Annotated in this window: 22 protein-coding genes; 4 read left to right on the plus strand and 18 right to left on the minus strand. The window is 49.4% G+C overall.

What is annotated here, in order from left to right; genetic code table 11:
- Positions 1 to 71 precede the first annotated feature (71 nt).
- The 10 genes from GNP95_RS08455 to GNP95_RS08500 all read right to left on the minus strand — a co-directional run bounded on the left by GNP95_RS08455 (position 72) and on the right by GNP95_RS08500 (position 11311).
- Complete coding sequence (locus tag GNP95_RS08455) at positions 72 to 1340, minus strand: adenosylhomocysteinase (RefSeq protein ID WP_155610403.1); 1269 nt, start codon at positions 1338 to 1340, stop codon at positions 72 to 74.
- 54 nt (positions 1341 to 1394) lie between these two features.
- Positions 1395 to 3035, minus strand: a complete 1641-nt coding sequence (gene bshC / locus GNP95_RS08460) for a bacillithiol biosynthesis cysteine-adding enzyme BshC (protein WP_155610841.1) — start codon at positions 3033 to 3035, stop codon at positions 1395 to 1397.
- 146 nt (positions 3036 to 3181) lie between these two features.
- Positions 3182 to 4117, minus strand: a complete 936-nt coding sequence (locus GNP95_RS08465) for an ABC transporter ATP-binding protein (protein ID WP_196427110.1) — start codon at positions 4115 to 4117, stop codon at positions 3182 to 3184.
- On the minus strand, positions 4114 to 5109 hold the full coding sequence (locus tag GNP95_RS08470) for an ABC transporter ATP-binding protein (RefSeq protein ID WP_155610404.1): 996 nt from the start codon (positions 5107 to 5109) through the stop codon (positions 4114 to 4116). Before GNP95_RS08470 ends, GNP95_RS08465 begins: the two co-directional genes overlap by 4 nt.
- A gap of 11 nt (positions 5110 to 5120) precedes the next feature.
- Positions 5121 to 6071, minus strand: a complete 951-nt coding sequence (locus tag GNP95_RS08475) for an ABC transporter permease (protein WP_155610405.1) — start codon at positions 6069 to 6071, stop codon at positions 5121 to 5123.
- A 3-nt stretch (positions 6072 to 6074) separates the two neighbouring features.
- Positions 6075 to 7007: an ABC transporter permease gene (locus GNP95_RS08480; protein WP_155610406.1), complete on the minus strand. Its 933-nt coding sequence runs from the start codon at positions 7005 to 7007 to the stop codon at positions 6075 to 6077.
- A gap of 180 nt (positions 7008 to 7187) precedes the next feature.
- Positions 7188 to 8888: a peptide ABC transporter substrate-binding protein gene (locus GNP95_RS08485; RefSeq protein WP_155610407.1), complete on the minus strand. Its 1701-nt coding sequence runs from the start codon at positions 8886 to 8888 to the stop codon at positions 7188 to 7190.
- 248 nt (positions 8889 to 9136) lie between these two features.
- A complete protein-coding gene (locus tag GNP95_RS08490) occupies positions 9137 to 9520 on the minus strand; it encodes a DUF3397 domain-containing protein (protein WP_155610408.1) in 384 nt (127 codons plus the stop codon).
- A gap of 67 nt (positions 9521 to 9587) precedes the next feature.
- A complete protein-coding gene (locus GNP95_RS08495; protein WP_155610409.1) occupies positions 9588 to 10541 on the minus strand; it encodes a ketopantoate reductase family protein in 954 nt (317 codons plus the stop codon).
- A 116-nt stretch (positions 10542 to 10657) separates the two neighbouring features.
- The gene (locus GNP95_RS08500; protein ID WP_155610410.1) at positions 10658 to 11311 is read right to left on the minus strand and encodes an RsfA family transcriptional regulator; all 654 of its coding nucleotides are present in this window, start codon (positions 11309 to 11311) and stop codon (positions 10658 to 10660) included.
- A 347-nt stretch (positions 11312 to 11658) separates the two neighbouring features.
- On the opposite strand from GNP95_RS08500, the gene GNP95_RS08505 reads away from it, so the two are divergent.
- On the plus strand, positions 11659 to 11895 hold the full coding sequence (locus GNP95_RS08505; RefSeq protein WP_110932156.1) for a DUF2626 family protein: 237 nt from the start codon (positions 11659 to 11661) through the stop codon (positions 11893 to 11895).
- Between the two features lie 145 nt (positions 11896 to 12040).
- Positions 12041 to 13132 carry a coiled-coil domain-containing protein gene (locus tag GNP95_RS08510; protein ID WP_155610411.1) on the plus strand — a complete coding sequence of 364 codons (1092 nt, stop codon included), beginning with the start codon at positions 12041 to 12043 and terminating at the stop codon, positions 13130 to 13132.
- Between the two features lie 22 nt (positions 13133 to 13154).
- On the opposite strand, the gene GNP95_RS08515 is transcribed toward GNP95_RS08510, so the two are convergent.
- Positions 13155 to 14423 carry a sugar ABC transporter substrate-binding protein gene (locus tag GNP95_RS08515; protein ID WP_155610412.1) on the minus strand — a complete coding sequence of 423 codons (1269 nt, stop codon included), beginning with the start codon at positions 14421 to 14423 and terminating at the stop codon, positions 13155 to 13157.
- 163 nt (positions 14424 to 14586) lie between these two features.
- Positions 14587 to 15918 (minus strand): PhoH family protein, encoded by a 1332-nt coding sequence (locus GNP95_RS08520; protein ID WP_330163315.1) that lies wholly within the window; start codon positions 15916 to 15918, stop codon positions 14587 to 14589.
- A 109-nt stretch (positions 15919 to 16027) separates the two neighbouring features.
- Here GNP95_RS08520 and GNP95_RS08525 point away from each other — a divergent pair, with 109 nt between their 5' ends.
- Complete coding sequence (locus GNP95_RS08525) at positions 16028 to 16681, plus strand: YhcN/YlaJ family sporulation lipoprotein (protein WP_155610413.1); 654 nt, start codon at positions 16028 to 16030, stop codon at positions 16679 to 16681.
- Between the two features lie 40 nt (positions 16682 to 16721).
- On the opposite strand, the gene GNP95_RS08530 is transcribed toward GNP95_RS08525, so the two are convergent.
- From GNP95_RS08530 to GNP95_RS08555, 6 genes are all read right to left on the minus strand, one after another.
- Positions 16722 to 17174 (minus strand): pyridoxamine 5'-phosphate oxidase family protein, encoded by a 453-nt coding sequence (locus GNP95_RS08530; protein WP_155610414.1) that lies wholly within the window; start codon positions 17172 to 17174, stop codon positions 16722 to 16724.
- A gap of 70 nt (positions 17175 to 17244) precedes the next feature.
- On the minus strand, positions 17245 to 18333 hold the full coding sequence (locus GNP95_RS08535; protein WP_155610415.1) for an LCP family protein: 1089 nt from the start codon (positions 18331 to 18333) through the stop codon (positions 17245 to 17247).
- Between the two features lie 102 nt (positions 18334 to 18435).
- The gene (locus GNP95_RS08540; protein WP_155610845.1) at positions 18436 to 18750 is read right to left on the minus strand and encodes a YlaH-like family protein; all 315 of its coding nucleotides are present in this window, start codon (positions 18748 to 18750) and stop codon (positions 18436 to 18438) included.
- A 61-nt stretch (positions 18751 to 18811) separates the two neighbouring features.
- Positions 18812 to 20653 carry a translational GTPase TypA gene (gene typA, locus GNP95_RS08545; protein ID WP_155610416.1) on the minus strand — a complete coding sequence of 614 codons (1842 nt, stop codon included), beginning with the start codon at positions 20651 to 20653 and terminating at the stop codon, positions 18812 to 18814.
- Positions 20654 to 20809: 156 nt separating this feature from the next.
- Entirely contained in the window at positions 20810 to 21319 is a 510-nt protein-coding gene (locus GNP95_RS08550) for a hypothetical protein (RefSeq protein WP_330163316.1), read from the minus strand.
- An 87-nt stretch (positions 21320 to 21406) separates the two neighbouring features.
- On the minus strand, positions 21407 to 22060 hold the full coding sequence (locus GNP95_RS08555; protein WP_155610417.1) for a TerC family protein: 654 nt from the start codon (positions 22058 to 22060) through the stop codon (positions 21407 to 21409).
- A 125-nt stretch (positions 22061 to 22185) separates the two neighbouring features.
- Here GNP95_RS08555 and GNP95_RS08560 point away from each other — a divergent pair, with 125 nt between their 5' ends.
- Complete coding sequence (locus GNP95_RS08560) at positions 22186 to 22914, plus strand: TerC family protein (RefSeq protein WP_155610418.1); 729 nt, start codon at positions 22186 to 22188, stop codon at positions 22912 to 22914.
- Positions 22915 to 22922 lie beyond the last annotated feature (8 nt).

A 22922-nucleotide genomic window follows, 5' to 3' on the forward strand; every position in this document is an offset into this window, starting at 1 on the left:
AAAAGACAGGCGGGAAATGTTTTCCCGCCTGTCTTTTTATAATAAATGCAATATACTGATACGTTATAATCTTAATGTTCTTGCCAGCTATCCAAATAAGCGCGTTGTTCTTCCGTTAGCCGGTCGATGCCGAAACCAAGGCTTTCCAGCTTGTAACGGGCAACCTGCTCATCCAGCTCATAAGGTACGTTAACTACAGTTGCGCCGATTTCTTTATAGCGCTCATTGACGTATTTCAAGGACAAAGCTTGCAGAGCAAAGGTCATATCCATAATTTCGGCAGGGTGTCCGTCGCCTGCCGCTAGGTTCACCAGACGGCCTTCGGCTAGAACGTACATTTTGCGTCCATCCTTAAGCTGATATTCCTCGATGTTGCGTCTTACGGTGCGTACGGAAACGGAACGCTCCTCGAGCTCCGGCTTGTTGACCTCAACATCGAAATGCCCTGCGTTGGACAGAATTGCTCCGTCCTTCATTACATCATAGTGCTCGCCGCGAATAACGTCGCGGTTGCCCGTCACCGTTACGAAGAAATCGCCTACTTTGGCAGCTTCAATCATCGGCATAACATGGAACCCGTCCATGTAAGCCTCGACCGCTTTGATTGCGTCGATTTCTGTTACGATAACATTGGCTCCGAGTCCCTTGGCTCGCATGGCAACCCCTTTGCCGCACCAGCCGTAGCCAACGACAACAACCGTTTTCCCTGCAACGACAAGGTTCGTCGTCCGGTTAATACCGTCCCAGACCGATTGGCCTGTTCCATAGCGGTTGTCAAACAAGTATTTGCAGTAGGCATCATTGACCGCAACCATCGGGAACTTCAGCTGGCCTTCCTTATCCATCGCTTTGAGGCGCAAAATACCGGTTGTCGTTTCTTCGGCGCCGCCGCGAACGTTCTCCATCAGGTCGGGACGCTCGGAGTGCAAAATGCTGACCAGGTCGCCTCCGTCGTCAATGATCAGATCAGGCTTATTCTCCAGAGCGCGGATCAACAGCTCTTTATATTCCTTCGGATCGGGATTATATTTCGCAAACACCGTTACTCCGTCCTCAACAAGCGCCGCGCATACATCATCCTGCGTGGATAGAGGGTTGCTGCCCGTAATGGTAACCTCAGCTCCGCCCGCTTGCACCACTTTCGCCAGATAAGCGGTTTTGGCCTCCAAGTGCAAAGATATAGCTACCTTCAAACCTTTAAATGGCTGCTCCTGCTCAAATTGCTTGCGGATGCGGCTAAGCACCGGCATATGGGCTTCCACCCAATCGATTTTCAAATGGCCCTCTGGAGCCAGCTTCAAATCCGTAATTATGCTGTTCTGAATCGCTTTTGTTGTCAATGCAGTAACCTCCCAATCATAATCTGTGATCAAAATTTCGCTTGCTGAATGCCTTTACATGTAAATCATTCTATGATGCCCCATCATGTCGTACGGAACTTCCATCAGACGGTCAATCCAATCGAACCCGTAGCGATTTAAATAGGCAAAAATATTGAATACCCGCTCCTGTGGCTTGCGCTGTGGAAACAGGGACAGTTCAATACGGTCAAAATGGCGCAGGCCCGTTTCATTGCTTCTTTCGAGCGCATCCTTGACACGCGTCTGCATAAAATCCATCTGTTCGATGATTTTGGCTTTATTTGCACCGCCCAGTTTGAGCAGACCTTTTTCTACACTGCCAAGCTGCTCTATCAACGGATCGTACAAATCAGCGAAGGCTCTCTTCATATCCTCGAACCGGTCATCCAGCCGGAGCTGATCCTGACTTGCCAGCCAATCCGCCTTGATTCTGCCAAATACGGCATGATCCATTACATCTTCCCATGTCAGCCCATATTTGTCCATATGCTTTTGCAGTTTGTCGTCCATAACTGTAAACGACATTCTTGGCAGTAAGATCGGCATGCGCAGCTGCAGCAGCTCGAACGCCTTACCCGTTAGGGCCCAATATGCAATTTCCCCGTGGCCCAGCACGGAACCGAGCACAGGAAGCAAATAATCCTGCATCACAGGCCGGGTAAGCACGTTGTTGCTAAAGCGCTCAGGATGGCGATGAAGCTCGTCGAGCAGCTCGCTCGGAGTAAAGGAAACCAAACCTTTTCGGTCAACAAATCGGCCGTCACGCTTAAATAAGAGCAAACGCTCTCCTTCAGAGACGTAGAAAAGATTTGCGCCTCCCTCGGCAACCTCAGCCTGCTGAGAGAAGCCTTGAGCGGCAATCTCTCTGGAGGCCGCGTGATACGCGGATTCCAGTTCATCGTTGCTACGGATCATCGCCTCAAACATCGGTGCTTCCAGCCGCCGCAGCGCCGGATCCGCGGAATCCAGCAGGATGAGGCCATACTTTCCGAACCAGGTGCCGAGCAGCCTTGCAAAGGCATCAGTCAATGAACCGGATACGGCCAGCGTATCCCTCAATTGCTGCAGCAAATCGGCTTTGAATTCGCTATCCGGGAGCAGTCTCTCCAGCTCTTTAGCGGCATGGTTCCACTCCTCCTCGCTGACCGTAGTATGGCTGACCGGTCCCCTGCAGCCTTCCTCGCGCGGAATGCGGATACGGCTTACCTCAAGACTTGGCGAGAGCACATATGTATGATTTACCTCATCCCAGTCATGATCCTCCCCGGCAATCCAGAATACGGGAACAACATCCCGCCCTAGCAGGGAAGCCGCCCGCTCAGCCGCTTTAATAATCGTTGCGGCTTTGTATATAACAAGCAAAGGCCCCGTGAACAAGCCGCTTTGCTGTCCTCCAGCAATAACGACAGTTCCCGGCTGCTCCAGCCTGCTCAACGAACTCATCACGGCAGCCTCCGGATTAAGCCGTTCATTATATTCGCGAAGCCGGCTGACAAGTTCCTTTCGTCCGGCCCGTAAATGCTCTGTCTGATCCAGCCACTGCAGTCTAGCCGTCCAGCTTCGATCGTTTGCCGGATATCCTCCGCCGTACAAATGCTCTACTGCCTCATAGTCCGACAGGTAGGACTCTGCCAGCGGTTGACCGGATTGTAAAGGCTCTTGAACAACGTTCATCAGGTTCATATCCTCCTGTTCCTTATCGAAAACCTCCATTCGATTGTACCGAATGTACTCCTTTCCCGTCAAAGCGAATCTATGTTTTCAATAAATAAGCTCTCCCAGGCGGCGAAAGCGGCGCTGAGAGAGCTCATCGGTTTTTGTTATTTTTTCGGCATCGATACCCAGTGTCCCTTGGTTACCTCAACCAGTTCGGAATTTTCCAGATCAAAGGCACCGCCGCCGGAACCGCCTTTGGCCGAATGGATTGGACCATTGGCATCGTCCTCCAGCAAAATGCGCTTCTTATTAGCCTCGATTTCCGGATCAGGGATCGGGATCGCGGACAGTAGCGTCTTCGTATACGGATGCATTGGATTAGCATACAACTCTTCGCTCTCCGCAAGCTCCACGATGCGGCCAAGGTACATCACCGCTACCCTGTCGCTAATATGCTTGACCATGGACAGGTCATGCGCGATGAACAGGTATGTTAATCCCAGACGATCCTGCAAATCCTTGAGCAGGTTAACGACCTGTGCCTGAATCGATACGTCCAGCGCGGAAATCGGCTCGTCGCAAATGATGAATTTCGGATTGACGGCAAGCGCGCGGGCAATCCCGATCCGCTGGCGCTGACCGCCGGAAAATTCATGCGGATAACGCGTCGCGTGATCCGGGTTGAGACCGACCATATCGAGCAGTTCCTCGACCCGTCTCTTCCGCTCCGCCCGGCTGCCGGCCATATTGTGGATGTCCAGCGCCTCGCCGATAATATCGGTAACGGTAAATCTTGGATTCAGCGATGCGTACGGATCCTGGAATATCATCTGCATATCGCGGCGCATCGCCTTCATTTTCTTCGGAGGGAGCTTGCTGATATCTACTCCGTTGAACTTTACACTGCCTCCAGTAGGTTCGTATAAACGGAGGATAGTCCGTCCTGCCGTCGATTTGCCGCAGCCTGACTCGCCAACCAGTCCTAGCGTCTCCCCTTCCGCAATGGAAAAGCTGATATCGTTAACGGCCTTGAGTACGTTGCCGCCGCCAACATTAAAATACTTCTTGAGGCCTTCGACCTCGATTAGATTTTTATTCAAGACGACTGCGCCTCCTTCGCCATCGGATGCAGGTCCCAGCACCGTGCAGTATGCGTGTCGCTAAACACGGTCGCTTCTGGATCGATCCGTTCACAAATCTTCATCGCCTGATCACAGCGGGCTGCAAACGGGCAGCCTAGCGGCGGCTTAATCAAATCGGGCGGAGTGCCGATAATCGGAATAAGCGGCTCGCTTTTCTTCTGGTCGAGGCGCGGCATGGAGCGAAGCAGTCCCTTGGTGTAGGGATGCTGAGGATTTTTAAAAATCTCCCATTTGGTCCCGGTTTCCACCACTTCTCCGGCATACATAACGATTACGCGATCGCACATGCCGGCTACGACGCCGAGGTCATGCGTAATCAGAATGATTGATGTTCCAAGACGCTGCTGCATGTCCTTCATAACATCCATAATTTGCGCTTGTATCGTCACGTCTAGGGCGGTCGTCGGCTCATCGGCGATCAGCAGTGCTGGCCGGCAAGCGAGCGCAATCGCGATCATCGCGCGTTGACGCATCCCTCCGGAAAATTCATGAGGATATTGATTAAAGCGGGCTTCCGCGTTTTTGATGCCGACAAGCTTCAGCATTTCGATCGCTTGGTCCTTAGCTTCAGCCGCTGACATATTCTGATGTTTGGTTAACACTTCAGTAATTTGCTTGCCGATTTTAATCGTCGGATTCAAAGAGGTCATCGGGTCCTGAAAGATCATGCCAATGTCTTTACCGCGAATAGCTTCCATTTCCTTATTGCTTTTCTTGAGCAAATCCTGTCCTTGAAACAGAATCTCGCCTTGCTTGATGATCGATGGAGGGGACGGGATCAGGCGCATGACTGTCTGGGCCGTGACGCTCTTACCACTGCCAGATTCGCCGACGATAGCAACCGTTTCCCCTTTTCCTATTTCAAAGTTCATGCCACGAACGGCCTTTACTTCTCCGCCTTTAACCTGGAAGGATACATGCAGATCCTTAACTTGTAAAATCGGTTCCATCATTCCACCTCCTATTTCTTCAGTTTAGGGTCCAGCGCGTCGCGAAGACCGTCGCCGAATATGTTAAACGACAGCATGGTTAAGCTGATTAGAATGGCTGGGAACAGCATCCGCCAAGGGTAGTACAGCCAGCCGGTAAGCGCGTCACTGATCATGGAACCGAGAGATGCGATTGGCGCTTGCACGCCAAGTCCGAGGAAGCTAAGAAACGCTTCGGCGAAAATAGCATTCGGAACAGACAGAGTCACAGTAACAATAATCGGTCCGACAGCGTTCGGGAGCAAGTGACGGAATAACAGGCGTCCCGATCCTGCCCCCATAGAACGGGAAGCAAGTACAAATTCGCGGCTTTTGAGCTGCATAATTTCACCGCGTACAATCCAGGACATATTGATCCATCCAGTAATCGTCAGGGCCAAAATAATCGTGCCCAGACTCGGCTCCATAACGACAAGAAGGAGAATGGTTACTAGAAGGTAAGGGATGGAATACAAAATTTCCGAAAACTTATTCATGATTTCATCCACACGGCCACCAAAATAACCCATGATACCGCCGTAAATAACGCCTATCAGCAAGTCGATACAGGCAGCGGCCAAACCTACGACCAGGGAAATTCTAGCCCCCATCCAGGTACGAACGAACATGTCGCGCCCGAGGTCATCGGTTCCGAACCAATGCTCCGCAGACGGCGGCGAATTAGTATTCAGATAGTCATTAGAATAATAGTTATATTCTGAAATCCATGGTCCAACAATAGCCGCTAGTGTGATTAACAGCAGCATGATCAAGGCCCCCATCGCTAGCTTGTTGCTGCGCAAGCGATACCATGCATCTTTCCAAGCTGAAATACTTTCACGCTGAATGACTTCCGCTTCCTTCTCGTCCGTGCCGATTTTACGGAAATCTTCCGGCTTCAGGTCAGCAGGGGCCGGCATTACTTTCATCGGTTTTAAATCCATCCGTTACCCCTCCTTTCCTTTGTTTAGTTTAATGCGGGGATCTACGAACATATATGCAATATCCGTAACAAAACGGGCCAACATCAGTAGGATGCCGTAGAAAATCGTAATGCCCATGATGACCGGATAATCGCGGACGCTTATCGCCTCAACGAACTGCTTACCAATACCGCCGATCCCGAAAATCTGCTCGATGACGACGGAACCGGTGACAATATTCGCAGTCATTGGCCCTAAATAAGTGATAACCGGCATAATACCATTTCGAATAACATGGCGGAACAATATGGCCATCCAGCCGAGTCCCTTAGCTTTAGCCGTCTTGATATAATCGGCATGCAGCACCTCGAGCATGCTTGAACGGGTCAATCTCGCAATGAACGCGATCGGCTGAGCTGTCAAAGCGGCAACCGGCAAAATATAGTACATCGGCCCATTAAAGCCCATCGTCGGCAGTAATTGAAGTTTTGAAGAAAAGACGTATTGAAGCAAAGTTGCAACAACAAAGCTGGGAACAGCAATGCCAAGCACCGCTAACACCATCGCCACGTTATCGATCAGCTTGCGATGATACAGCGCTGCCAGCATTCCGAGCAGTACGCCCACAATAACCGCTACGATGATGGCAACCAACCCGAGCTTCAATGAAGTCGAAAACGTCTGCCCAATGATGTCGGAGACATCCTGGTTGATCTTCTTCATCGAAATTCCGAAGTCCCCCTGGACGATATTCCCCAAATATTTTAAATATTGCTCATAAACGGGCCTATCCAAACCTAATTGTTCATACAGGCGCTCCTTAATCGCAGGCGGAACCTGTTTTTCTGAGGTTAGTGGATCCCCTGGAATTGCTTGCATCAGAAAGAAGGTGGCCGAGATTAGAATGAACAATGAAACCAACATGTAGAAAAACTTATTGGCAATATAACGAACCATGCCCGTTAGCACCCCCTTTGATAAATTTCGACATAAATCGATTTTAGGATAATTCAATCACAATGTCTATTCAATATAATTGCCATAAGTACGCAATGCTTGGAAGTTTCCTGACCGCATACAAAAAAACGGGATATATATGGAATACCCACATATATATCCCGGTGCAGCTATTCAAAATTACTTACGCGCGTCGGTAATGTAAGCGCGAGTATAGTCGATCGCACCGCTGAAATCGAGCGATACGCCTTTAAGCCATGGTTTTTCTACCGCTACGTTTGTATAGTAGTAGATTGGCATAATAGCCATATTGTCCTTAACAAGGATTTCCTCAGCCTTTTTGAAGTTTTCGTTACGTTTTGTGTTATCTTCGATAGCCTTAGCTTCAGCGATCAGCTTGTCGAATTCTTCATTTTTAAAGCCGATATCGTTATTACCGCTGTTGGAAGTCCACAGGTCGATAAATGTCATCGGATCGTTATAGTCCGCGCTCCAACCAGCACGTGCCACTTGATAGTTCAAGTTTTTGCGGTTTTCGATAAATACGGCCCACTCTTGGTTTTCCGTTTTCACGTCAACACCAAGGTTTTTCTTCCACATATCAGCTACGGCAAGAGCGATTTTCTTATGCGCTTCACTGGAGTTGTAAGTCAAAGTGATATCAGGCAATTTCGTGTAGCCTTCTTCTTGCATACCTTCTTCAAGGAGCTTCTTGGCTTCTTCTACATTCTCGGTGAAGTAATCGTCTTTAACCTCAGTACGATATTCATCGTTTACCCCTGCGATACCTGGAGGAATGAAGCCGAATGCCGGAATTTGCCCGCCAAGCGTTACTTTGTCGACGATAATCTGACGATCGATCGCCATGGCGAATGCTTTACGGATTTTAGCGTTGTCAAACGGTTTAGCTGTAACGTTAAACTGATAGTAATACGTACTTGCAATACCTTTTACTTTATATTCATCTTTCAATTCTTTTTGAACAATCGGAATTTGGTCGGTAGGAATCTCTCCGTTCGGATGTCCTGCACGATCCAATTCATTGTTTCTGTAACTGGTGATTTCAGTTGCTCCACTATTTACAAGGGACATCGTAATTTTGTTCAGCTTGATGTCGTCTTTGTCCCAATAATTTTCATTTTTAGTTACTTCGATCGTTTGCCCTTTAATCCAAGTCGTCAAAGTAAACGGACCATTTACGATCATTTTGCTTGCGTCTACTGCCCATTTCGCATCATCTTTAACAGATTGGTGGACAGGGTAGAAAGTATAGAAAGAAGTCAGACCAAGGAAGTATGGCGTCGGTGCATCCAGTTCAACTTCCAATGTGTAGTCATCAGTTGCCTTTACACCAACTTGACTGAAATCTGTAATTTTGCCTTCATTGTAAGCTTGAGCATTTTTCAGGTAGTACAATTGGTAAGCATAAGGTGCAGCCGGCTGTGTGTTCGGGCTAAGTACGCGCTCCCATGCGAACACGAAGTCATTAGCCGTTACAGGGTCGCCGTTGCTCCATTTTGCGTCTTTGCGCAGGTGGAATGTATATTTCGTACCGTCTACATCCCATTTTTCCGCTGCAGCAGGAACAGGTTGCCCGTGCTCATCCATACGAGCCAGACCTTCGTACATTGTTTTGAGGACAGTGTTAGCTTGGCTATCTTGCGCTTGGGCAGGGTCGAATGTTGGAGGCTCAGCGCTCAGATTAACTCTAAGCGTTTGATCCGCTGCCAATTTTTCCTCACCGCTGCTTGCATTCTCGGCAGGTGTATTGTTCTTGCCGCCGTTAGAGGCGCCTTTGTCATTGGAACCGCAAGCAGCAAGCAATGTGCTGAGTGCCAATACCAATGTCAAAAGAAGCAAGAGACTCTTATTCTTCTTCATCTAGCAATATCCCCCTTAAAATTTGTGGTATATGTTTTTAGATTATACAACCAGCGGTCAAAAAATCCAATACATAATTTCAGAAATTGAACTATTGTTAATAAAATCCTTTGCATTTTCTTAACAAAATAGTCCTTTCTACATTATTGGCTTCTGCTTATGCCACCGATTTTGCCGCTTTTGACCGCCATTTGTGTCAGCTTGTTGTCAGCTTGTTATAAGGCTCCATCACACGCATTTATGTAAACTCATGCTGTCCAAATATATGTAATAAAGCTGATTAGGAATAAGAGGACGTAAGCAACACCCGTTCCGGCGAACGCGAGACGCCATACCGCACGAAGCAGCCGCTTGATATCCACTTTCCCTTTCAAGCGGTTTTGCGCGCCACCGATAAGTCCGGCAGCAATGAGCAGAATCAGCACAATGAGGTAGAGTCCGAATCCGGATTTGAAAACGATGTTGAACAGGGCTGCAGCCGCTAGAATGAAAAATAGCGTCGATACGTCCATTGCGAGCAGCAGCGCCGCTTTCTTATCTTTTTTCAGATAAAGATGAATGAAATAGACGAGCAAAAATGGAATGATTGGCACGATAGCGAGTATGGTCAAAGTATCACTTAACAGACTCATGGTTCCACCTCCTGCAAATATTTCAACAAATGGCATTTCCTCTTTTAATTTGCCACAGTTCGGTTAATCACTTATGTAGTCCGCGAACGAGCCGCCATAACATTTCGTGGCCGGGAGCCGAAACACCAGCCTGTTTGGCCATTTCTGCGAGCCGGCCGTTAATATAGTCGATTTCCGTCGGCGTTCCTTGCAGTACGTCCTTCAGCATCGAGGAAGTATTGCTCGCCGTCAAGCGGCATACCTCCGCTACTAACTCGTAAGCATCCCCTTCAAAAGGAATGCCCCGGGCCGTGTAAACCGCCGCTGCCTCATCGCAAAGCTGCTTCAGCAGCGCTCTGCGCTCTGCGGAATCCAAAAGTTCCCCGTTGGGGATTCGCCAAATCGCGGTCAGCGGATTAATCACAGCATTAATAAGCAGTTTTCTATAAATTTCCCTATCGATGTGTTTCGACAGAAGTGCATAAAATCCTGCCATATTAAGGGCATCAATTAATTTTTCTGCGGCATTTTTTGAGCATAAACCCGCTGATTCGCCGCTCTGTTCTGCCATGCCGATCGTGGTCGTCCCCTGCCCAGAACGGACGACCTGCCATGGGAAAGGACGATTCGCTCCTTCGGTCGTAATAGCCGCATAAATCGGGGTGCCTGGAAAGCTTGCTGACAAATATTCCAAATGCCCGACTCCATTTTGAAAGCACAGGAGATGTGTATTAGGCCCAAGCAGTGACTGCAGCTCTTTAACTAGGCTGCAGTTGATATGCCGTTGCTTTGTTACCAGCATAACCCAATCGGCATGTCCATCCGGCCGTGCCATGGCGGCGGCATCTTGCAGTGGATGGGCGGCCGGAACTGCAAGGGCGGCCGGATTTCCTTCTCCTTCCTGCAAAACAATCCCCTTCTGAACCAGCAGCTCGGCCTGCTCCGCCGTTCTTGTCCAAAACCGGACCCCTTGACCAGAAGCAGCCAGTTTGCTTCCAAAGAGCAAACCGAGTGCGCCCGATCCAACGATCTCGAATTTCATCCTCTCCACCCTTTCCGCATTTCTGTTATTTCCTTTATACCAGACCTCGTCCCCACAACACAAAGAAATTCCGGCATCAAAATACCGGAATTTCTCAATTAGCGCTTAAAGGTGGTCTATTCGATTCGCTCCAGGTTGCCGTTCGCATCCATTTTGAATCTCGTCTTTAACTCTTCATCCTCTTCATTCAGAAATGCAAGCCGCCGCGCCCGGTCCATAATTTGAATCAGCGCTTTGTAATCATCGTTTACCACCCTGTAATCAGTCTGTACTTCGTTGACCTGATCGGACAAACGCTCTTTCTCTTCGCGCAGCACGGCCAGCTCTTCATCCTTCTCCCGAAGTTCTTTCTCAAGCTGCTTTACATATCTGTTCGTTTCCTGAACCGTATTCTTCCACCCCCGCAAAAACCGGATGACTGCATCGATGGAAATCGTTTCTTCCGTAATCCCTTCACTTTTATAGAGTCCTTCTTCCAGATCTACAGAAGCCAAGGAAGCGATCGAGGTTTGGCTGGCGATCGACCCCTGCTTTTTCATATAGTTCCGTTTCTGCCGCTGCGCCTTGGCAATGCCAATAGCCGCCTCGTACTTTTTACGGACACAGCTGTTCCAGCGGAAACCGCAAGCTGCTGCCGTTCTCCCAATTCGTTCCCCCACCTCTTCAAACGCAGTCAGTTGGGTGCTCCCTTCGCGGATATGGCGCAAGGTTACCTCGGCCAGGATCAAGTCGTCCTCCGCGCTCCATGCATCTTGTCTCACAGCTGTCATGCTATAAAAACCTCCTAACGACATCCTAATATAACCGTCTTCCGGGCACGATTCCGGGCCGGTGTAATCGGTAAAAAAGCTTCATATTCCATCCTATGCCTCTCATAGAGTTCATAGAATCTATTTGATACTATTTTGTATGTCCAAAATAAAGGGCTGTCATACCTCGTTCGATAAAATGCGAAAAATTCTTAATCCGTAAAAACAATACTCCATAACATGAATCACTTGTCTGGGAATCAATCGTTAATCTTTGGTGACTTTTCGTTTACAGTTGTTAGGGTTACGGGTATAATGAGGTATAGAAAATTGGATGTCGCCGATACATACGAAAGGGGGACTTATTTGTGGCACGCATGTACCGCGTCCTTGGCTTCTTCACATTAACCATTGGACTTATGGCCTTTGCCGGTAACCATATCGAAATGGCCCTGCTATTTTTCCTGCAAACGGCTTTTTTCGTCATCTTTGGTTACTTGAAGTTTACGGAGAGAACGTATATCCTGCTGTTCTGGGGATACATGATCGTCGCTTTTACGGGCTTCAGTTACTGGACGATCTTCCAGATGGGACTGCCTCTCTAATCCATAGGTGTGCTGAACGAGTAGGATTAACTCACTCTTTCAATCAAGGGCGATTCGGCCAAGGCCGAGTCGCCTTTTTCATTAAGACTATTTCTTGTCCTGATATCATATATATTTATAGACCAACCCAAGGAGAGGAACGCTCTTGAACAGACGTCTCATATCCTTCTGCTCCTCCTGCTTGCTGGCAGCATCGCTAGTTGTAGCTCTAATCTTCCCGTTAGACCATGCCCATGCATTCCCATTATCGGAAGAGGAGCAGGAGATTTTGGAGAAGAGCTTATCCATCGTAGAAATTGACCGGGAAATTGCCCGAGTCGAAATGAAGCAGCAAGACACGGAACGTTCAATGCTTAACCTGTCCAAGGAGCTTGCCGGAAAAGAAGAAAAATTGCTGTTCGCACAGGAACGTGCCGGCGCCCGGCTTAGGGCCTACTATATGGGGGAACGTGAGGATTTGCTTGCGGCTCTTCTGTCCGTAAACAGCTGGAAGGACTTCTTTACGGTGCTAGATTACTACCAGTTGATCATGGAGCGGGATCGCGATGTGCTAACGGGCTACAGAAACGAGCTCGCCAAGCTGAATAGATCCCGGAAGCAGCTGGCGGCGATGGCCGATGAACTGGCGCACATGAAAGACGATCTGGTAATGCAGCGCGAACGTGTGATAGAACTGCAGCGCAGCGTAGACGGAAAGCTTGGAGCGAGCGCCGATCCCGAGCACCTGAGGGCGATGATCGAAGAGCTTACAGCTTATTGGGAAAATGTAGGGTTACACGAGGTGCGCCGGTACTTCAAGGCTCTCGCTTCGGCGATGATGGATTTTCAAGAATTTCTGAAGGATCATCAAGACAGCCTGGTCTCGGAAAACGGAGGATATGTCCTTGTAATTCGTGAAGAGGATTTGAACGCCTTCCTGCGCGGTAAAAATGATCTGCTAAGCAATATGGCATTCCTTTTCGAAGAGGATAAAATTGTAGCTACGGGAAGCCGGGAAAGCCTTAATCTGCGGGTAGAAGGCCATTATACCGTAGAGGACGTTCCGCAGAACGCCATCGTGTTCCATGTTGACCGGCTCGTGTTCAACGGGCTGGAACTGCCGGACACAACGCGCCTAGAGCTGGAGAAAGATTTTGATCTCGGATTTTATCCGCAAAAAATAGTTCCCTTCGTGAAGGCCGTCGAAGCGGACATTCAGAAGGGAACCTTGACCGTCAAGCTGAAGCTCTCTCTCTAGAGGGCTTCTTGCTTGCGCTTATTTATTTGTCGCGCCCAATCTGTGCGATTTCCTTGCCGTATTGCTCGAGGGTGAGCCGGTAGTTCATGAAATCCGTCGTCAGGCGGGCGAACTGCTCCATTTGCTCGGGGAGAAGGCTGCCAACGGGCAGTGCGTCCGGCTTGCTTCCCACCAGCGAGGCCGGAACCCATGCCGGTATTTTATTTCTCTCAAATTCGAAATACAACGATTTAAGGACAGGCAGATGCCCTGTAGTTTCATGCCACTCCCGTTGCCTGCCGGCTCCGGTCATTTCCTCAATCCACGCTCCTGCAGCTTCGGCATTTGGGCTCTTGGAGGAAACTACGAAGCTGCGCCCATAGCTCCACATTGCAGTGCCCGTATTCCCCGAATCGGGTATGAACGCCTCCATTCGCGGATGCTGCCCGTCTCTGATCTGTGATGCACGGGTAAGGCAAATCGCCACCTCGCCGTCATAAATACGCTTCCAAACGTTTGATGCAGATTGGGCTTCCGTATCATAACGAAGCAAATAAGGGCGAAGTTCTTCGAGGTACCGAATGCCTCGCTGCATCCCCTCAGACATTTCAAACGGCGGGCTTCCTGCCGCCGCATTCCCGCCAAACTGCCAAAGCAAGGATAGAGCCGCGTAAGGCTCGCTAATATCCGCCGCTAAAAGACTGGGGATGCGGCTCTGTTTCTTGAATGAGGATAAAAGCTTCTCCCAGTCGTCGGCCGATTGAGGAGGATGATCCAGCCCTAATTCCTTGATTAATGCGGGATTGTATGCGAATACATAAGGATCGGTATCAAAGGGGACTCCCCATAAGTAGCCATTCCATTCATTCTGGCCCAATGTTACGCTCAGTACCTCTCCTGATAAAGGGCTGGAGTAGTAGCGCTCGGCAGGCAGCAGATACCCGCTGGACGCGAATTTCCGTATCCAGTCATTGTCCAGCAGCAGGACATCTGGAGATTCCCCCAATTCGAACTGCTGCAGTAAATCGCGGTACGATTCACCGGATGGCAAATTCACCAGTTCTACCTGATCCGCAAACTGATTCATATATTCATAGTTCCATTGCTGCAGACGCAGAAATTCTCCTTCATTCATTTGTACAGCAACTCGAAAATGCCCCGGCTCCTGAACCTCTTTTGGGTTCGGAAGAGATACGGGCTCAGGAATGACACCTTCCTCATTGCGGATAAGAGTCGACTGCTTACTTGGAGACAAGTTAATTAAAGCAAGTAAAAGGATAGCAAAAAGCACCCAATAATTTCTACGCTTCACACCTGTTCTTCCTCTCTGGCGTTCCGATCGCCGTCCGGCATCCAATCAACCCTTATTGTAACAAATTACCTCATACTTTGTCCCCTACAAAACATGGCAAAAACCGCCGAATCTAAGTCCGGCGGCTCATTTTTAAATATTTTATTTTCAGAAATATACAAAATTACAGCAAATCCGCGGCGGCCTGAGCCAATTTGGATCGTTCCCCCTTTTCCAAGGTGATATGGCCGCTCAGGCTTTGTTCTTTGAAGCGCTCCACCAGATAAGTCAGACCGTTGCTGGCGGAATCCAGATAAGGATGGTCGATTTGCTCAGGGTCACCGAGCAGTACAATTTTACTACCTTCTCCGACCCGAGATACGATGGTTTTCACTTCATGACGCGTCAAATTCTGGGCTTCATCCACAATAATGAACTGTCCTGGAATGGAGCGGCCTCTTATATAAGTCAGCGCCTCAACCTGTATGCTCCCGAGACCCATGAGGATCTTCTCGATATCCCCCGATTTCTTCGTATCAAATAAATACTCCAGGTTATCATAAATAGGCTGCATCCATGGCCGAAGCTTTTCTTCTTTCTCTCCGGGCAGGTATCCGATATCCTTCCCCATCGGAACGACGGGACGGGCAATCAACAACTTCTTATATTTATGCTCATCCTCTACCTTCAGTAATCCGGCGGCCAGAGCAAGCAAGGTCTTTCCAGTGCCGGCTTTACCTGTAATAGTCACAAGCGGGATTTCGTCATTTAACAGCAGCTCAAGGGCCATTCGCTGCTGGGCATTGCGTGCGCTGATCCCCCAGACGGGTTCATTGCTGAGAAATAGCGGAGCAAGCTTTAGGCTATCCTCGCTGACCTTGAGCAGAGCTGACTTTCCACTGCCCATTTCATCCTTCAGGATAACGAATTCATGTGGATACAGCGGATAGGTTAGTCCCAGCGGCTTGATGGGTAGAGAGCGGTAGGAATAAAACTCGTCAATTACGCCGGGATGGACTTTGACGGTGGAGTATCCGCCATACAGCTCGCTTGGACCCGCTGTGCGGTCGGAGAGGTAATCCTGGGCTGTTAGACCAAGTACGTCAGCCTTAATGCGGACAAGGACATCTTTACTTACCAGCACGACTGTTTTAGAGGAGCCGAGCTCGGCTTCCTCAAGGTGGTAGTTAAGCGCGACAGCCAGAATCCGGTTATCGTTTGAAATATCCCCGAACATCTCCTGTACTTTGGCGAAGCTGCGGTGGTTTAGCTCCACCTTCACCGTCCCGCCATTATGCAGCCTTACTCCATCGTGAAGATGTCCTGTTTCGCGAAGTCCGTCAAGCAGCCTGGAGACTCCCCGTGCATTTCGGCCCAGTTCGTCAGCGTTCCTCTTCTTAGAGTCGATTTCCTCCAGGACGATGGCCGGAATGACGACCTCATGTTCCTCGAAGGCAAAAATCGCATTGGGATCATGCAGCAATACATTCGTATCCAATACAAATATCTTTTTCACAGTTATCCCCTCCACCGCTTGTCATTGCAGCCTATTTCATTTACATACATATTTCTTCCCGCTAGCGGGAAGCTTAAAGACAGACATTATTCCCGAAAGGACGATTAACATGCGAATATGGCTGTGTTTGTTACTGGCGGCTATTCTTCTTGCAGGCTGTAATACAGCATCACAAAAGGCATCACCCTCTCCCCAAGGTCAACCTAACAACAACCCGCGGGCTCAAAGCACCGCACCAGGCAATACACCGTCGGCTCAAAACGCCGGCAACCAAAATCAAATTAATAAGCAAGCCCATCTGGAACAGCTCGTTAAGCGGGTGCCCGGTGTAAAGGGAGCTCGCTGTGTTGTTTTGGGCAATACAGCCGTAGTCGGCATCGATGTCGACGGCAAGCTGGAAAGAGCCCGCGTGGGTAATATCAAGTACACTGTTGCCGAGGCTCTGCGCAAGGATCCGCATGGAGCCGGTGCGATCGTCACCGCAGATGTCGATTTGAACAATCGCCTTGCGGAAATCGGCTCCAAGATCAGGCAAGGACACCCCGTATCCGGGTTTGCAACAGAGTTAGCCGATATTATCGGTCGAATCATGCCGCAAATGCCGAGGGATACCGTTCCGAGAACCGAAAACGATGTCCAGGGCCGCAAGCCGGGGGCTTCGGTAAACCAGCCTTCCACGCAAAGCCATACCTACAAATCCAAGGCAAACCAGAACAAACAAAGAAATAACAATATGCAAATGGCTCCGCAAGGAAATCGATAGTTAGATGAGAACGAAAAAAAGCCCGGCGAAAAACAATTCGCTAGGCTTTTTTCATGGCTTCAAACACTTGTGCGTCCAGCATGTCCGCTGCACGGCGATCATAAACTTTATTGTACACAGGAGCAGCAACAAGCTGAGCTCCATAGAACAGAGCATTGTGAACCGCCTCGATATGCACGTCGAAGCAGCACATCTTGAAAGGGACACTTTCAAGCGGGTCTTGAGCTACGGCCGCTCTGCCGTTAATGGCATAGATCGTCCCTTCGCCAAAGACAGTAATCGTTACCTTCGGGTGAGCTTTGATATTGGCGACCAGCCGCGAACGATGGTCAAGAGCAAGGCGAAGCGTGGAATAATCCAGTGCGTAGACCCAGGAAATCGCGCTTGAAGTCGGCCCGCCGGACTCGATATCTACGGTGCTCAATAATACAAACATCTCGGACTGGAAAGCGGTGTATAAAGGTTCGGATAACTGCGTAACGATATCAGACATGAACCAGCCCTCCTATACAATCCTTCTATATGATTGTATTATAGCATGCTGCAAAACTTGCCTTCAATCATCAGTTGCCTGCTACCGCGGCCTCCGCATCCCCGGTTTCACTGGCCGCCGGCCTGTTGCCCGAGAGCTCATCCTTCAGGGCCTGCTTAGCCTGCTCGAACTCGTCCTTGTTCAAATAAACGTATGGGCTCTTCCATTGGCCGGTGACCGGCATGAACGCCACATTTTCCTTGGATATGTTCCAATAGGCTGAAATGATGTTCTTCATTTGTTGGGATTCCAGATCCGTCTCCATATTCTTACCGACCGACTGGATTACTTTCCCGGCACCAAGCACACCGTCAAGCGATTTAGCCTGGTCGATGAGGGCATGCAGCACTTCATTCTGGCGGCGGTTGCGGTCGAAGTCATCGGAAGCCTTCGTTCTTGGACTGCAGTTAGATTTGCGGTACCGGACATAGCCGAGCGCATCCTCTCCCGATAAATGCTGTTGTCCCTTCTTCAGGTTGATGTTCGTATTATCCGCACGGTCGCGGTAACACATATCCGCATCAACATTGATATCGACGCCGCCAAGCGCATCCACAACATCACGGAAGCCCTGGAAATTCAATACGGTGACGTAATCGATGTCCAGATCGAAATATTTACTCATCATCGTTTTCATCTCATATTTGGCTGTAATTCCTGACTTCTTCTCCTGGACGAGAAAATTCGGATAATAAGCATTCAGTTTGTCAGGCTTGTATCCCTTAAGCTCCAGCAGCGTATCACGCGGCAGCGATACTACGGTAGCCGATTTTGTGTCGGGATTCATGGCGATGACCATCATCACGTCGGTAAGATGCGTCTTCGTCTCCGGACGGTAGTCTGTCCCCAATAGCAGCATCGTCAGTGGTTTGACTTTGGCCGACTGCTGCGGCGCAACCTTCTCGTCGGTTCCGGTTTCCTCAATGACCTGATCGATCGTGACGGACAAATAGCCGATGTACACGCCTACGCCGAGTGCCAGTACAACCATCAAGGCCAGCAGCGTTCGCAGAAATATCTGGAATCCGCTGGCTTTCTTTTTCTTCTTGCGAGAGCCTTTTTTAGGTGACTTTCTATGGCTTTGCTCCCGAGGAGGCAGGCCACTACGTGTAGAACTCATGGATTAAAACACCTTTTTCATGTGAATTAGCAATTTGACCTACAATCCTAAAAACGTATCTGCACTTCAAATAGTTACAAGCCTTATCCCCGCTGCCAGTTATTACGGAGCATTTCCTCCGTCTCCCCCCACGGCGGATGAGCTGTTTTTCTTATTCCGGCGCCCCTCCACAAAATAGCGGATGCGCACCATGAGCATAAGAGCAACTGCTACGAGAAGACACTGGATGATCGGCAGCTTGTCGATTTGAAAAATGAGCAGCATGAAAGAGCCGATCGCCATCAACACGTACAAGATGACTTCTTTCCATAAGGGCAGCTTCTGCTGAGCCCGAAACACCTTATTGTACACGAAAGTAACCAATACAAAAATGAGAATATACGCGATCACCGGGTGATCGGCAAACCATTGTTGCAACATAGTTCCCTCCTTCGAGGCAGTAGCATCGTTATAGTTTTCTTACAGCCTTACTTTACCATTATAAGTTGGCTTCGGACATTTTGCGATGTTTTTCGGCACGCTCGCGTTCGCTCTTGTTCAAAACTTTCTTCCGCAAGCGAATGTTTTTGGGAGTAATCTCGCAATATTCGTCATCGTTGAGGTATTCCAGCGCCTGCTCCAAGGAGAAAATCCGTGGCGTCTTCATCTTCACCGTATCTTCTTTCGTCGCCGAACGAACGTTAGTCAACTGCTTTTCTTTACAAATATTCACGACGATATCATTATCGCGGTTATGCTCTCCGACGATCATCCCTTCGTATATCTCCGAGCCGGGCTCGAGGAACAGCACGCCGCGATCTTCGATCGACAGAATGCCGTACGTAGTCGACACGCCGTTTTCGCTGGAAACGAGAACCCCCTGATGACGTCCTCCGACTTGTCCGCCAACGAACGGTCCATAGCTGTCGAACGCATGGTTCATGATGCCGTAACCTCGGGTGAGCGTCAGGAAATGCGTGCCGTAACCGATCAGGCCCCGGGCAGGAATGAGGAACTCCAGGCGAACCTGTCCGTTGCCGCTATTGATCATGTTGACCATTTCCGCTTTGCGCGAACCCAGACTTTCCATAACCGTTCCCATATGCTCCTCCGGTACATCGATAAGCAGGCGTTCGATCGGCTCCATCTTAACTCCGTCGATTTCCTTCACGATCACTTCCGGCTTGGATACCTGAAGCTCATATCCCTCGCGGCGCATATTCTCTATCAGTATGCCGAGATGCAATTCTCCCCGTCCCGACACGATAAAGGCATCCGGGCTATCCGTCTCATCTACCCGGAGGGATACATCGGTCTCAAGTTCCTTCATCAGACGCTCCCGCAGCTTGCGGGAAGTAACCCATTTTCCTTCGCGGCCCGCAAACGGGCTATTGTTGACAAGGAAGGTCATCTGCAGAGTCGGCTCGTCGATTTTGAGCACCGGCAAGGCTTCCGGATGATTCGGGTCAGCGATCGTCTCGCCGATGTTGATATCTTTAATACCGGCAATCGCTACGATATCGCCTGCTCCGGCTTCATCGATTTCGACGCGGTTAAGGCCCTGGAAGCCGAACAGCTTCTCGATCCGGGCGGATTTTTTGCCGCCTTCGCGCGTCATGACCGCAACCGGCTGGCCTTGACGGATGACCCCGCGGTTAACCCGGCCAATCGCGATACGTCCTAAATATTCGTTATAATCCATCAGCGTTACAAGGAATTGCAGCGGCTCTTCCACGTTCTCCGTCGGCGCCGGAATATGATCGATAATCGTATCATACAGCGCCTGCATATTGCTGTCCTGCTTCTCCGGATCCAAGCTGGAGGTGCCGTTCAAAGCGGATGCATACACGACGGGGAATTCCAGCTGTTCGTCATTGGCCTCAAGCTCGATGAACAAATCAAGCACCTCATCGATGACTTCCGATGGGCGAGCGGCCGGACGGTCGATCTTATTTACGACAACGATCGGGGTAAGCTGATGCTCCAGTGCTTTGCTAAGCACGAATTTCGTCTGCGGCATGCAGCCTTCATAAGCGTCAACTACGAGCAGAACACCGTCTACCATTTTCATAATCCGTTCCACTTCTCCGCCAAAGTCGGCGTGTCCCGGCGTATCGACGATATTGATTAAATAGTCTTTGTACGTAATTGCCGTATTCTTCGCCAAAATCGTAATACCGCGCTCACGCTCCAAATCATTGTTATCCATCACGCGCTCTTGTACAGTTTCATTATCGCGGTAAATGCCGGACTGCTGAAGCAGCTTGTCGACAAGCGTTGTTTTGCCATGATCGACGTGAGCAATAATGGCTATATTGCGAATATTGTTTCTATCATGCATAAGTTTTCTCCAAATCCTTTCATGTCTGCGTCTTTGCAGTAAATTGACATATACCGACTGGTCCACCCAAAGAAGCGCCGGACGAAAACTTCCGACGCTAACCTATCCTTAATATTATACGCAAAACCAGAATTAATTCAAGAACTTTCCAGAGATCTACCAGATTCGGCGGCTATTCCCGCGGTTTACAATCAGCCAGATCCCAGCGGCGATCATTACGATCGCCAGCAGATAAACAAAGGAAAAGGCGAACAGGCTCCAGCCCAGTAAGAAGATGGAAACAGCAGCGAGCACAATGGCCGTCAACAGCATACCGCTCTGACGCTGCGTTGAATACGCATAATACTCAAACAAGCCTACCGCAATGCCAAGTATAAATGCCGGCCATAATCTGTAGAACAGGAACGTCCAGCCCCCAATGATGCCTATAAAGAACAGAATGGAGTATATGACAAGAATCCCCGCAGGCAGCAGCAATTCGGCAGAAGCTCTTCTGGAGATAACCCATATATGCAGCAGGATGCCGGGAATCAAAAGAATCAGCGGCCACAGCGCTTTTCCGAGAAAGCTGAATACTCCCCACTTCCCAAGCAAAATGATGACTCCCGCAGCTAAGATCAGTATGCCGGTCATAAGCTTGTTGTTGTCGGACATTCTGTCACTCACCTTCCAATTGACAATTACGGACAGGACTACCCTTTTTGTGCCATCCTTATTCCAGTTTATATGAAGAAGAGCGAAAACGCTACTCCCTCATGTCGCTTTATAATTGCCGATCCAACCGAACATAATAACAAGCGCAGCAAGAATGACCGGAATCCATCCGTGTACGGATGGCAGCATTTCTGTCAATAATACGCCTAATTTTGCATCCTTTATCAGCATTTCCCCGGCCGTATAACCTAATATGCCTGCGCCGGCGAATGTCAATATTGGAAACCGCTGCAGCCATCCTGTAATGATATTACTTCCCCAAATCACAATGGGTATACTTATGGCAATGCCTATAATCAGTATCGCAAGGTCTCCGTCAGCCAAAGCAGCAATCGCCAGTACATTGTCCAGACTCATGATAAAATCGGCCAACAGTATCGTTTGTATCGCCTTCCAAATCGTGTCCGCGTGGCTTCTTGTCGAATCGTTATCCCGGTGCTGGAGCAGATTAAAAGCAATCGTACCTAGCAGCACTCCCCCAATGGCTTGAATATAGGGAATTTTGAGCAAAATCGTCGCCAGCCATGTCAGGATGCAGCGCATCAGCACCGCGCCAAGCGCTCCCCACCATACGGCTTGCCTGCGCTGCTGAAGGGGAAGATTTCTGCTGGCCATGGCGATAACGACAGCATTGTCACCGCTAAGCACCAAATTAATAATAAGGATTTCGGTTAACAATATTACATGCTCCATAGGCTTATCCCTCCCATACACTTGTATGAGGGGATGTGCCAAGCTATACCCTTTCTTTTACAAAAACAACACTGGACAAAAACCATTTTTAGTGAATAAATAATAAAGTGCATGGCAAAAAATTTATGGAAGAAGTGACCGTAGTGGAACTATTTAGCGCTGCTTTTTTTATCGCTTTAATTAATATTATATTCATCGATCTAATTCTGGCTGGAGATAATGCCATCGTCATCGGCATGGCCGCCAGAAAGCTGCCCGCACATATCCAGAAGAAAGCTATCCTGCTAGGTACGGGCGGAGCGGTTCTGCTCAGAATCGCCGCGACGCTTGTTGTCGTATGGCTGCTCAATATTCCTTGGCTGCTTGCCATAGGCGGAGCTATGCTGGTTTACATTGCCTATAAGGTGCTGGTCGATGAGAGCGGCCATGAAACGATAGATGCGAAGGAATCCCTCTGGCCTGCAGTTAGGACCATCGTTATTGCCGATGCAGCGATGGGACTCGATAACGTGATCGCCGTTGCCGGAGCCTCTCAGCGGCATATGATTCTTGTCGTCCTCGGCCTGCTGATCAGCGTCCCGATCGTCATTTGGGGCAGCACACTTTTCATCAAGCTGTTAGGACGTTTCCCTTGGATAGCTTATGTGGGCTCTGCCGTACTCGCCTATACCGCTTCCCATATGATCACGGAAGAGCCGCGTTTAGCGCCGTTCTTTGCGGACAAGCCCGTGGTTAAATATGTGTTTATTATCCTGACGATTCTAGGCGTGCTTGGCGCCGGCTATGCAGCAAAACAAAGACAGCGGCGGCGTGAGCAGAACAATAAGCGCCCCTCGCGTCATGCTACACGCTAATCTGGGAT

It is taken from the genome of Paenibacillus woosongensis (assembly GCF_009725165.1).
In the GTDB taxonomy this organism is placed as follows: domain Bacteria; phylum Bacillota; class Bacilli; order Paenibacillales; family Paenibacillaceae; genus Fontibacillus; species Fontibacillus woosongensis.

Excerpts from the sequence above, each read along its gene's own strand:
- bshC (WP_155610841.1), bottom strand. The coding sequence starts at position 3,035 with ATGAACGTTGTTCAAGAGCCTTTACAATCCGGTCAACCGCTGGCAGAG.
- GNP95_RS08470 (WP_155610404.1), bottom strand. The coding sequence starts at position 5,109 with ATGGAACCGATTTTACAAGTTAAGGATCTGCATGTATCCTTCCAGGTT.
- GNP95_RS08475 (WP_155610405.1), bottom strand. The coding sequence starts at position 6,071 with ATGGATTTAAAACCGATGAAAGTAATGCCGGCCCCTGCTGACCTGAAG.
- GNP95_RS08480 (WP_155610406.1), bottom strand. The coding sequence starts at position 7,007 with ATGGTTCGTTATATTGCCAATAAGTTTTTCTACATGTTGGTTTCATTG.
- GNP95_RS08485 (WP_155610407.1), bottom strand. The coding sequence starts at position 8,888 with ATGAAGAAGAATAAGAGTCTCTTGCTTCTTTTGACATTGGTATTGGCA.
- GNP95_RS08490 (WP_155610408.1), bottom strand. The coding sequence starts at position 9,520 with ATGAGTCTGTTAAGTGATACTTTGACCATACTCGCTATCGTGCCAATC.
- GNP95_RS08495 (WP_155610409.1), bottom strand. The coding sequence starts at position 10,541 with ATGAAATTCGAGATCGTTGGATCGGGCGCACTCGGTTTGCTCTTTGGA.
- GNP95_RS08500 (WP_155610410.1), bottom strand. The coding sequence starts at position 11,311 with ATGACAGCTGTGAGACAAGATGCATGGAGCGCGGAGGACGACTTGATC.
- GNP95_RS08525 (WP_155610413.1), top strand. The coding sequence starts at position 16,028 with ATGCGAATATGGCTGTGTTTGTTACTGGCGGCTATTCTTCTTGCAGGC.
- GNP95_RS08530 (WP_155610414.1), bottom strand. The coding sequence starts at position 17,174 with ATGTCTGATATCGTTACGCAGTTATCCGAACCTTTATACACCGCTTTC.
- GNP95_RS08535 (WP_155610415.1), bottom strand. The coding sequence starts at position 18,333 with ATGAGTTCTACACGTAGTGGCCTGCCTCCTCGGGAGCAAAGCCATAGA.
- typA (WP_155610416.1), bottom strand. The coding sequence starts at position 20,653 with ATGCATGATAGAAACAATATTCGCAATATAGCCATTATTGCTCACGTC.
- GNP95_RS08555 (WP_155610417.1), bottom strand. The coding sequence starts at position 22,060 with ATGGAGCATGTAATATTGTTAACCGAAATCCTTATTATTAATTTGGTG.
- GNP95_RS08560 (WP_155610418.1), top strand. The coding sequence starts at position 22,186 with ATGGAAGAAGTGACCGTAGTGGAACTATTTAGCGCTGCTTTTTTTATC.